The organism is Herbaspirillum sp. FG34 (genome assembly GCF_057809315.1).
The window spans coordinates 59,348-71,172 of sequence record NZ_JBMDJS010000007.1 but is presented as its reverse complement, the minus strand read 5'-3'; the positions used below and the strand labels follow the sequence as shown (position 1 = coordinate 71,172).

Below are 11,825 nucleotides of genomic sequence, written 5' to 3'. Positions count from 1 at the left end.
GCACGACATGGACGGTGTGCCATGTCGGTGCGTCATGAATGCGCAAGGGGATAAATAACGTGCTCAGTGACAAACGCCTGCCATAGTGATGGCGTGAATTTGTCCTGATAAGGGGATCAAGGGAATAAAAGGGAAAAACAAAAAATTAACGAAATGCGACTCTTAGCATTTCGATGTTTGTCTCGAAATATTTCTTATCTACTTTTGAATTTATTCAAAAACAAAGCGTAGTGAAAGATGGATGTGCTTGGAAAGCCGCTACGGAAGCGGATTTCAGGGATTGGCGTACGTTTCTTGAAATCGGATGGACAGCCGAGAGAGAAAATTCGCCAGAGTTCGAAGAAATTTATTGTGCCAGATGGACGATAAGTTTTTATTGCCGACTACCGGGTTCAGTTGAGCAACTGAAAAGATGAATTTTTATTTGAGTGCCGACACTGATCTGCAAGACGCTGGTCGGGATGGCGACAAAAAAATGGCTCCCGACCAGTCAGTCGGGAGCCATGTTCGGTGCCGGGTACAGCGCCTGATCCGGCGGCTGATTCGGTGGCCGGTTCAGTGCATCAGAATCCCAGGGTGCGGCCATCCGGATTGCGCGGGTCCGAGAAGCCGTCGAAACCATCCGGCTTGATCTGGATGGTCTGGGTACGGCCCATGGAAGGTTGCACGCTGATCTTCTGGCCCTTGTCCTGGAGGATCTTGAGGGTGTCGGCCGACAGGCCCTTTTCCACGCGCAGCTGGTCCGGCACCCACTGGTGGTGGATGCGCGGGGTGATGGTGGCTTCGGCCACGTTCATGTCGTGGTCGATCACGTTGAGGATGGTCTGCAGGGTGGTGGTGATGATGCGGCTGCCGCCGGGGCTGCCGGTGACCAGGAAGGGCTTGCCGTCCTTGAGCACGAAGGTGGGCGACATCGACGACAGCGGGCGCTTGTAGGGACCGACCGCATTGGCGTCGCCGCCGATGAGGCCGAACGCATTGGGCACGCCCGGCTTGGCGGCGAAGTCATCCATCTCATTGTTGAGCGTGATGCCAGTGCCGGCGGCGACGATGCCGCTGCCGAAGTTCAGGTTCAGCGTGTAGGTCGTGGCGACCAGGTTGCCGTCCTTGTCGGCCACCGAGAAGTGGGTGGTCTGGTCGCTTTCATACGGTTGTGGCTGGCCCGGCTTGATCTCGGCCGAGGGCGTGGCGCGGTCGGGGTTGATCTTCTTGGCCAGTTCGTCGGCATAGGCGCGCGAGATCAGGCCCTTGACCGGGACCTTGGTGAAATCCGGATCGCCCAGGTATTCGGAGCGGTCGGCATAGGCCAGCTTCATGGCTTCGGCCATCAGGTGGATGGTCTGGGCGCTGTCGGCACCGTACTGCTTGAGCGGATAGCGTTCGAGGATGTTCATCATCTGGATGATGTGGACACCGCCCGAGCTCGGCGGCGGCATCGACATGACCTGGTAGCCGCGATAGTTGCCCGAGACCGGCACGCGTTCGACGACCTTGTAGTTCTTCAGGTCTTCGGCGCTGATGAGGCCGCCGTGCTTGTCCATCTCGGCCACGATCTTCCTGGCGATGGCGCCGTCATAGAAGGCCTTCGGACCTTCCTTGGCGATCAGGCGCAGCGACTTGGCCAGGTCCTTTTGGACCAGCATCTCGCCTTCCTTGAGCGGGCGGCCGTCCTTGAAGAAGATCGCCTTGGAGGAATCCCACTGGCCCAGGTGTTCGCGCTCGGCCGAGAGGATCAGTGCCAGGCTGCGGCTGACCGGATAACCCTTGTCGGCCAGTTCGATGGCCGGCTGGATGACCTGCGACAGCTTCATCGTGCCGTACTTGGAGAGCGCATGCGACAGCCCCGCCACCGTGCCCGGCACGCCCACGGCCAGATGGGTGTAGAGCGAGCGGCCCGGGACCACGTTGCCCTTGTCGTCCAGGTACATGTTGCGGGTGGCGCGCTGCGGGGCCATTTCGCGGAAGTCCAGGGCGACGTTCTTGCCGGTCTTGGCATCGTGGATCATCATGAAACCGCCGCCGCCGATGTTGCCCGCGTTGGGCAGCACCACAGCCAGCGCAAAGCCCACGGCCACACCGGCGTCAACCGCATTGCCGCCCTTTTTGAGGATATTCACGCCGACCTTGGTGGCCAGTTCCTGTTCGGTGGCCACCATGCCGTGCTGGCTGTGGACCGGGCTGATGATGTCATAGGTCAGGTCGTACTTGACCACGGGCGCCGCAGCGGGCGCCGTCTGGGCGCTGGCCGGCAGGAAGGCCAGCGCGCCGCACAGGGGCAGCAGCGCCATGGCGGCGGGTTTGCAAAGACCGGTGAATGTCTGCATGAGGGATACTCCTGGTGATCCGGATTTGAGAATCTGGATATTATTTATAAGAATGTCGCCCGCCTCTGCATTTTTGCATTACATGGAGGACGTGCTGCTGCACTTCTGCATTGCCGCAAGGACGAACGACATTGTCAGATTGTAGAGAATGGCGGTTTTCTGTCCAGAGCCACGACACGACAATGGATGGATGATTGGCGCCGATTCGTCCACCGATGCGGGGGATTCGGCTCGGGTCGGCTACTGTCGCGCTTCAGGTACTCTCGCGCACGGCCAGCTCGAAACCCAGGTCCAGCCGGCCCTTGGGGATGTCTTCGCCCTTCAACTGGCGCACCAGCATTTCGGCGGACTTGTAGCCGATGTCGTAACGCGGCGTGACCACGGTGGTGATGGAGGGCGTGGCACAGGCCGCCCAGGAGAGGTCATTGAAGCCCGCAATGGCCATCTCGCGCGGCACGCTGATGCCCTGGCGCTGGCATTCGAAGAGGGCGCCCAGGGCCAGGTCATCATTGCAGCAGAACACCGAATCGCAGTGCGGATGCTGTTCCAGCACCCGGCGCAGCAGTTGCGCGCCCATGTCCACGGTGGTGGGCTCGGGCAGCAGGACTTCAATCTCGGGCGTGATCCCGGCTTCCAGCAAGCCTTTGCGGAAGCCTTCGCGGCGCTTCATCATGCGCGGATCCAACTGCGCCGCCAGGAAGGCCGGACGGCGGTAGCCGCGTTCCACCAGGTGTCTGGCCACCGCATGACCGGCGCGGGTCTGGGAGAAGCCGACCGAGAAATCCTGCTGGCTGCGGCCCAGGTCGAACATGCGCACCGCAGGAATGTCGCGGCTGGCGGGACGCGCCTGGAGGATCTCATGCTGTTGGCTGCTGGAGAGCAGGAAGCCGGCCGGCGCATGCGCCAGGTAGGTGGCGATGAGCTGCTCCTCCTTGGCCCGCGCATAGCCGGTCTCGCCGATGAGGAACTGGTAACCGGCGTGGGCCAGATAATCGCGGATGCCCGAGAGGGTCTCGATGAAGACCGCATTGGTGAGCGAGGGCACCAGTACCGCGATCACCTGCGAGCGCGCCGAAGCCAGGGTGGAGGCAGCCTGGTTGGGCACGTAGCCGAGCCGGGCGATGGCCTCCAGGATGCGCTGGCGTGACTGTTCCTGCACCAGACCGGGATTTTTCAGCGCACGCGAGACCGTCATCGGACTCACCCCGGCCTCGGCCGCCACGTCAATGATGGTGACGCGCCCGGTGGCACGGCTGCCACGCACGGCCGATGGGGACTTGGGCTTGGACTTGGGTGCTGCGCGCTGGGTCATGGAGGCAGGGGAGGACGGTCGTTCAGGGTGGCGACATGATACCTGCTTGCGCTGCGCTCTTGGCGGCCTGGAAGTCCTTTCATGTATTTCTGCAAAACAATTTATATCACCGCCTCATCTGCTGTGCCCGCGCTTCTGCCGCACCGCAACACAACAAATGTTTGACCCGCTCAAAATGTTAGCGTTATCATCGCGCCCCATGTTAACGCTAACATCCGAACCTCCGGGCACACGGCGGCGGCTGGCTGAGACATACCACACTCAGGAACGGAGCTCGTCGCACCCCGGCGGGTTCCGCAATAAAACACTACGCAGATAGTGCAGATGCCGTGCCTTCCATCAGGACAGGCCGCAGGAGACGTTTGCCCCATGCAGGCAGGTGGGCCGCGCCGCTGCGCTCATGTCCGGTTCGGTACGCCATCGGCTATCGGCAATCGGAGATCCCATGCTGGGCATGAGCCACGACGCCACCTTGCTGTTCAATGCAGTCATTGCGATCCTCGCGCTGATCCTCATGATCACGCGCCTGCGCATTCACCCCTTCATCGCCCTGACGATCACCTCGGGCTTCCTTGGCCTGATCTCGGGCATGCCACTGCCCCAGATCGTCAAGTCCTTCCAGGACGGCTTCGGCGGCGTGCTGGGTTTCGTGGGCATCGTGCTGGGCCTGGGGACCATGCTGGGCAAGCTCATGGCCGAGTCCGGCGGGGCTGATCAGATTTCCCAGACGCTGGTGCGCGCCTTCGGCCGCGAACGGGTGCACTGGGCCATGATGATAGGTGCCTTCCTGGTCGGCATTCCGCTGTTCTTCGAGATCGGCTTCGTGCTGCTGATCCCGCTGGTGTTCATTGTGGCGCGCCGCTCGGGGGTGCCGCTGTTCAAGATCGGCATGCCCATGCTGGCCAGCCTGTCGGTCATGCACGGCCTGGTGCCGCCGCATCCGGGGCCGCTGCTGGCCATCGGCATCTTTGGTGCCGATATCGGCAAGACCATTTTCTACGGTCTGCTGGTGGGCCTGCCGACCGTCATCATCGCCGGTCCCTTGTTCGGTGCCTTCATCTCTCGCTACGTCATCATCAAGCCCTCCGAGGAACTGATGGAGCAACTGGCGCGTGAGCCGCAGACCACCAACCTGCCGGGTTTCACCACCACCCTGGTGACGGTACTGCTGCCAGTGTTCCTGATGCTGCTCAAGACCTTCGTCGACATCAGCCTGCCGGAAGGCCACGCCGTGCGCGACCTGATGGACTTCATCGGCAACCCCATCGTGGCGCTGCTGGCCGCGCTGCTGCTGGCCATCTGGACCTTTGGCATCGCCCGTGGCTTCAGCCGCCAGCAAGTGCTGAAATTCGTCGACCAGAGCTTGGCCCCCACCGCGGCCATCGTGCTCATCATCGGCGCCGGTGGCGGCTTCAAGCAGATGCTGGTCAGTTCCGGCGTGGGCACCGCCATCGGTCAGCTGGCCGTGCATGCACAGATTTCGCCGCTGTTGCTGGCCTGGTTCGTGGCGGGCGTGATCCGCGTGGCCACCGGTTCGGCCACGGTCGCCACCATCACCGGCGCGGGGATCGTGGCCCCGCTGGTGGCGCTGATCCCCGGCACCAACAAGGAACTGCTGGTACTGGCCACCGGTGCCGGATCGCTGATCCTGTCGCACGTCAACGATGCCGGCTTCTGGCTGGTCAAGGAATACTTCAACATGAGCGTCGGTGAGACCTTCAAGACCTGGACGGTGATGGAAACCCTGATCTCGGTTGTTGCTATCATCTTCATCATGTTGCTCAACCTGGTCGTCTAAGACCACACGCAACGCCCGGCTGGTCCGGGCGTCTTGCTTTGTCCCATAAGGAAAATTCACATGTCCTCTTCCGCACCTACCATGCTCGGCGTCGATATCGGCACCACCAGCACCAAGACCGTGGTCTTCACGCTTGATGGCAAGGTGGTGGCCCAGCATGCAGAGCAATATCCGGTCCTCTGTACCGAACCGGGCATGGCGGAACAGGACCCGGACCAGATCGTGGCCGCTGCGCTGGCCTCCATCGCCGGGGCCGTCAAGGCCGCCGGGGTGGCACCCGGAGACATCGCGCTGCTGTGCTTCAGTGCGGCCATGCACAGCGTCATTGCGCTGGATGCGGAGGATCGCCTGCTCTCCAACAGCATCACCTGGGGCGATATCCGCGCCTCGGTCTGGGCCGAACGTATCAAGCACGAGCATGACGGCAATGCCATCTATCGCCGTACCGGCACACCGATTCACCCGATGTCACCGCTGTGCAAGCTGATGTGGCTGCGCCATGAAAAGCCGGAGATTTTCCACAAGGCGGCGCGCTTCGTCGGCATCAAGGAATACCTGCTGTACCAGCTCTTCGGTGAGTGGGTGGTGGACCATTCCATCGCCTCGGCCACCGGCATGTTCAATCTGCGGGAACTGGCCTGGGACAAGGGCGCGCTGGACCTGCTGGGTGTGCGGCCCGAGCAGTTGCCCAAGCCGGTGCCGACCACGCACCGCCTGCCGGCGTTGTCGCCGGAGATGGCTCGGCGCCTGGGCCTGTCGGTCGATACGCCCTTCATCATCGGCGCCAATGACGGGGTGCTCTCCAACCTGGGCGTCAACGCCATCGAGGTCGGCCATGTCGCCGTGACCATCGGCACTTCCGGTGCCATGCGCACGGTGATCGACCAACCGCTGACCGATCCGCATGGTCGCCTGTTCTGCTATGCCCTGACTGAAAATCACTGGGTGGTCGGTGGCCCCGTCAACAATGGCGGCAACATCTTCCGCTGGGTGCGCGACGAGCTGGCCACGGCCGAAGCGGCAGCGGCGCGCGAAGAGGGCGTCGATCCCTATGAAGCCCTGACCCGCATCGCCGAGCAGGTGCGGCCCGGTGCCGAGGGCCTGCTGTTCCATCCCTTCATGGCCGGGGAGCGCGCGCCGCTGTGGAATGCCGACCTGCGCGGCTCCTTCTTCGGTCTGGCCCTGCATCATGGCAAGCACCACATGATCCGCGCGGCGCTGGAAGGGGTGATCTTCAATCTCTACAGCATCCTTCCCGCGCTGGAAGAACTGGTCGGGCCGACCAAACGCATGATGGCCACCGGCGGCTTCGCCCGGTCGGCCCTGTGGCGCCAGATGATGGCCGACATCTTCAACCGCGAGGTGGTGGTGCCGGAGAGTGTGGAATCGTCTTGCCTCGGTGCAGCCGTGCTGGGTGCCTGGGCGCTGGGCCTGGTGCCGTCGCTGTCGGTCATCTCGGGCATGGTCGGTTCGACCAATCAGCACGTCCCCGAGGCAGATGCGGTGGCGGTCTATGGCCGCCTGCAACCCATCTTTGCAGCCATTCCGGCCAAGCTGGAGGCGGAGTATCACGCCATCGCCGCCTTCCAGCGCGAGACCGGAAAGCAGCACTGAGTCCTGTTTTGCGCCATCACGGGCAGGGCAGGGTTTGACAACGAAATTTCCGACAAGAAGAAAGACACCTCATGACCATCAAGACCACCCCCTTGCCCGCAGGTTTGCAGGGCTTTTCCCTGGAGGGCAAGCTGGCCCTCATCACCGGTTCCTCCGGTGGCATTGGCCTGGCGCTGGCACGCGGCATGGCTGAAGCGGGCGCGGCCATCGTGCTCAACGGACGTGATGCCGGCAAGCTGGCGACCGTCGCGGCGCAATTGCGTGCCGAGGGCCATACCATCCATGAAGCCAGTTTCGATGCGACCTCTGCCGAGGACGTGAAGGCCGCGGTGCAGAAGATCGAAAGCGAAATCGGCGCCATCGGCATCCTGGTCAACAATGCCGGCATCCAGCGCCGCAATCCGCTGGAAGAGTTCAAGGAATCGGACTGGCACGACCTCATCAACACCAATCTCAACAGCGTCTTCTATGCCGCGCAAGCCGTGGCGCGCCACATGATCCCGCGTGGCGCGGGCAAGATCATCAACATCTGCTCGGTGCAGAGCGAGCTGGGCCGTCCCGGCATCGCCCCCTACACCGCCACCAAGGGCGCGGTGAAGATGTTCACCAAGGGCATGGCCATCGACTGGGGCAAGTACGGCATCCAGGTCAATGGCCTGGGTCCCGGCTATTTCAAGACCGAGATGAACATGGCTCTGGTCAACGATGCCAAGTTCACTGACTGGCTGGTGGGGCGCACGCCCTCGCGCCGCTGGGGCGATGTGGAAGACCTGGTGGGTGCGGCCGTGTTCCTGGCCAGCGACGCCTCGCGCTTCGTCAATGGTCACATCCTGTATGTGGATGGTGGCGTGACGGCTACCTTGTAAATCATTTGGCTCATTTCGGAGAAGACCATGCAAGAAGGACTCGTCATTCACGCGCCGCACGACCTGCGCATCCAGGCCCTGGAGACCGGCACCCTGCAGCCGCAACAGCTGAAGGTCAAGGTCAAGGCCGGCGGCATCTGCGGCTCGGACCTGCACTACTATCACCACGGCGGTTTTGGCGTGGTGCGCATCAAGGAACCGATGGTACTGGGCCATGAAGTCTCGGGCCAGATCGCCGAAGTCGGTTCGGCCATCACCGACATTGCACCGGGCACCCGCATCGCCATCTCGCCCAGCCGTCCGTGTGGCGTGTGCAAGTACTGCCAGGAAGGCAAGCAGAACCACTGCCTGGACATGCGCTTCTATGGCAGCGCCATGCGCACGCCCCACGTGCAGGGTGCGTTCCGCCAGGAAATCATCATCGAACGTTCGCAGGCCCACATCGTGGCCGATCATGTCAGCGATGGCGAGGCCGCCATGGCCGAACCGCTGTCGGTGGCGCTACATGCAGTGCGCCGCGCCGGTCCGCTGGTGGGCAAGCGGGTGCTGGTGACCGGTTGCGGTCCGATCGGTGCATTGGTGGTGGTGGCAGCGCGCCGCGCCGGTGCGCTGGAAGTGGTGGTCACCGACGTGGCCAGCATGCCGCTGCAAGCGGCCCTGCAAGTGGGTGCGGACCGAGCCATCAACATGGCCGAGACGCCCGATGCCCTCAAGGGCTATGCCGCCGACAAGGGAAGCTTCGATGTGCTCTTCGAAGCCAGCGGCAATGAACGCGCGCTGGTGGGCGCGCTCGAAGCGCTGCGTCCGCAAGCCATCATCGTGCAGGTCGGCCTGGGTGGCGATATCCAGTTCCCGGCCAATCTGCTGGTGGGCAAGGAGCTGGACTGGCGCGGTGCCTTCCGCTTCCATGAAGAGTTCGCCATGGCCGTGGAACTGATGAATCGCAAGCTGGTGGACGTGAAGCCCCTGATCACGGCGACTTATCCCATCGCCCAGGCGGTGGAGGCCTTCGAGATTGCCGGGGATCGTTCGCGCATGATGAAGGTGCAGATCAGTTTTGACTGAACCTGCACGGCGGCTTGCGCGCGGGGGCGCCGTCAGATGGAGGGAGAATGCCATCGCGCAGTGTTGCGCGGTGGCATTTTTCTTTTCCGCCTCCTGCATGGTGGATACCGGCCTTGATTGACAAGCCAGGCCGTGCGCTATAAGTTCGTTGCCAAAACGGCAGGGCGCAGCTCGGAGGGAGCGCGCTCTGGCATATCGCCATCGCCACACCTCTGGGGGGAGGAAATCATGTCCAGGCCAGGATTTCGCACGCTGACCGTGGGTCAGCGCCTGTCGGTGCTGATCCTGCTGGCTTTGCTGGGGCTGGTCGCCACGGCGGCTGTCAGCTTGCGTCAGATCGAGAATGTCTACAACGCCGCCAATTATGCGCAGCGCAACACCGTGCCCAGCGTCACCACGCTTGACGATGCACAGGCTGCCTTCAATGCCATCCAGGGACGCCTCTATCAGTATCTGGTGGATCTCGAGCCGCTCGACCGCGCCCGGCTCCTCAAGGAAGTGGAGGCGCAGCACGCGCGCCTGAACCGTTATCTCAAGAACTATGCGGATGCCTATATCACCGACGAGACCGATGCGGCCATGCTGGCCGATGATCAGTCCCGCATCGTCGCCTTCGATGAGGTGGCGCGGCGCTTGCTGAAGGTGGCCGATGAAGACCGCAGCGAGAACAAGCTGCCTCAGGCCATGCTTGAATTCCGGGCCGCCATCGATGCCGTGCAGGTGACTTTCGGGCGCCACCGTTCCTACAACGTTGCGCTGGGCGAGGCCGGTGCGCTCAGTGCGCGCGCGATCATCAGCGATGCGCTGGAGACGGTCACCCTGCTGGCTGGCGGGGTGCTGCTGATACTGCTCGGTGCCGGCTGGCTGCTCGGACGGACTCTGTTGCGGCAGATGGGCGGCGAGCCGGGAGATGTGGTGACGGTGATGCAGCGGCTCGCCGATGGCGACCTGGTCCAGAAGGTCAAGGTCAAGACGCGTTACCGGGACAGCATGATGCACGCCATCCAGAAGATGATGGATCGTCTCTGCCTGGTGGTGAGCGAGGTGCGCGGCAATGCCGAAGGTCTGGTCAGTACTGCCGAGGAGGTCAGCGCTACCGCGCAATCCCTGTCACGCGCCTCCACCGAGCAGGCTTCCGGGGTTGAGCAGACCAGCACGGCACTGGAGCTGATCCACAAATCCATCCTCAGTACCGCGCAGAATGCGCGGCTGACCGACCAGATCGCCTCTGCCGCCGCGGTCGAGGCGCGGGCCTGTGCCGATACCGTCAAGCAGATGGTGGACGCGATCCAGCAGATCGCCGGCAAGATTGCGGTCATCGACGACATCGCCTACCAGACCAACCTGCTGGCCCTGAACGCGACCATTGAAGCGGCACATGCCGGCGAGCACGGCTCCGGTTTTGCGGTGGTGGCTGCCGAAGTGCGTCGGCTGGCCGAGCGCAGCCAGTGGGCTGCGCAGGAGATCGACGAGCTCGCCCGCAGCAACGTGACGCTCGCCTGCGCCGCCGAGCGCCAGCTCAACGACATGGTGCCCACTATTGCCCGCACCTCGGCGCTGGTGCAGGACATCGTGCAATCCTCCGAGAATCAGTCGGCGGGCGTGAGCCAGATCAGTCAGGCGGCCAGCCAGCTGGCGCAAGTGATTCAGCAGAATTCGCTCAGTTCGGAAGAACTGGCGGTGACCTCGGAAGAACTGAACCGCCGCGCGGTGCAGTTGCAGACGACCGTGAGTTTCTTCCGGTGCCAGCCGGCGCGTGGCAGGCCGGCCAGCCTGACCCGGGAAGCGGCGACCATGGTTTGATCATCCGCTTGATCGGGGCCGTCGGGTCGGCCCTCCTGAGGCGACTGCCTGTATCGGCTTGCTCAACGCAATGCGTCGACGATCTGCTCCAGCTTCACCGCATCGGCAGCGAACTGGCGGATGCCTTCGGCCAGTTTTTCGGTAGCCATCGCATCGCCGTTCAAGGCCAGGCGGAAGGCTTTTTCGTCCAGCGAGATGCGCTCGATCTGGGCGGCATCGGCCGCTTCCTGGCTCAGCTTGCGCTCGACCGGACCATCGGTGTCGGCCAGCTTTTGCAGCAGGTCGGGGCTGATGGTGAGCAGGTCGCAACCGGCCAGTTCCACGATCTGCGAGGTGTTGCGGAAGCTCGCGCCCATCACTTCGGTGGCGTAGCCGAACTTGCGGTAGTAGTTGTAGACGGACTTGACCGACTGCACACCCGGATCATCGCTGCCGGTGTACTCCTGCCCGGTGGACTTCTTGTACCAGTCATAGATGCGGCCGACGAAGGGCGAGATCAGCTGGACACGCGCTTCGGCGCAGGCAATGGCTTGCGGCAGCGAGAACAGCAGGGTCAGGTTGCAGCGGATGCCATCCTTCTCCAGGATCTCGGCGGCACGGATGCCTTCCCAGGTGGAAGCGATCTTGATCAACACGCGCTCGCGGGCGATGCCGGCCTCCTCATACAGGCGGATCAGCTCGCGGCCCTTGGCCACCGTTCCCGCGGTATCGAAGGACAGGCGCGCATCGGTCTCGGTGGAGACGCGCCCCGGGATGAGCTTCAGGATTTCCAGGCCGAAGGCGATCAGCAGGCGGTCGATGATCTCATCGGTGCTCTTGCCGGCATGGGCCTTGACGACCGACTCCAGCAGCGGCTTGTACTCGGCCTTCTGCACGGCTTTGAGGATCAGCGAGGGATTGGTGGTGGCATCTTGCGGGGCGAAGGCTTTCATCGCCTGGAAGTCGCCGGTATCGGCCACGATGGTGGTGTACTGCTTCAACTGGTCAAGCTGGCTCATGGAAAGTCCTGTTGCTAAAGAGAATGAAGGGGACAAGGCATTGTA

8 protein-coding genes are annotated in these 11,825 nt (G+C 62.9%); 5 read left to right on the top strand and 3 right to left on the bottom strand.

The annotated features are described in order from the left end of the window. Positions 1-563: 563 nt before the first annotated feature. Complete coding sequence (ggt, locus tag ACODSZ_RS10985; protein WP_175342805.1) at positions 564-2,324, bottom strand: gamma-glutamyltransferase; 1,761 nt, start codon at positions 2,322-2,324, stop codon at positions 564-566. 253 nt (positions 2,325-2,577) lie between these two features. Continuing rightward, positions 2,578-3,636 (bottom strand): HTH-type transcriptional regulator GntR, encoded by a 1,059-nt coding sequence (gntR, locus tag ACODSZ_RS10980; protein ID WP_008326199.1) that lies wholly within the window; start codon positions 3,634-3,636, stop codon positions 2,578-2,580. Positions 3,637-4,081: 445 nt separating this feature from the next. On the opposite strand from gntR, the gene ACODSZ_RS10975 reads away from it, so the two are divergent. The 5 genes from ACODSZ_RS10975 to ACODSZ_RS10955 all read left to right on the top strand — a co-directional run bounded on the left by ACODSZ_RS10975 (position 4,082) and on the right by ACODSZ_RS10955 (position 10,782). Then, positions 4,082-5,434 carry a GntP family permease gene (locus tag ACODSZ_RS10975; RefSeq protein WP_488927577.1) on the top strand — a complete coding sequence of 451 codons (1,353 nt, stop codon included), beginning with the start codon at positions 4,082-4,084 and terminating at the stop codon, positions 5,432-5,434. A 60-nt stretch (positions 5,435-5,494) separates the two neighbouring features. Beyond that, the gene (gene gntK / locus ACODSZ_RS10970) at positions 5,495-7,048 is read left to right on the top strand and encodes a gluconokinase (RefSeq protein WP_299530912.1); all 1,554 of its coding nucleotides are present in this window, start codon (positions 5,495-5,497) and stop codon (positions 7,046-7,048) included. A 71-nt stretch (positions 7,049-7,119) separates the two neighbouring features. Beyond that, on the top strand, positions 7,120-7,914 hold the full coding sequence (locus tag ACODSZ_RS10965) for an SDR family NAD(P)-dependent oxidoreductase (protein ID WP_008326205.1): 795 nt from the start codon (positions 7,120-7,122) through the stop codon (positions 7,912-7,914). A gap of 27 nt (positions 7,915-7,941) precedes the next feature. Next, positions 7,942-8,979 (top strand): L-idonate 5-dehydrogenase, encoded by a 1,038-nt coding sequence (locus ACODSZ_RS10960; protein ID WP_008326207.1) that lies wholly within the window; start codon positions 7,942-7,944, stop codon positions 8,977-8,979. A gap of 228 nt (positions 8,980-9,207) precedes the next feature. Further along, positions 9,208-10,782, top strand: coding sequence for a methyl-accepting chemotaxis protein (locus ACODSZ_RS10955; RefSeq protein ID WP_175342808.1), 1,575 nt, complete (start codon positions 9,208-9,210; stop codon positions 10,780-10,782). Between the two features lie 62 nt (positions 10,783-10,844). On the opposite strand, the gene tal is transcribed toward ACODSZ_RS10955, so the two are convergent. After that, entirely contained in the window at positions 10,845-11,780 is a 936-nt protein-coding gene (gene tal, locus ACODSZ_RS10950) for a transaldolase (RefSeq protein ID WP_008326209.1), read from the bottom strand. Positions 11,781-11,825: the final 45 nt, after the last annotated feature.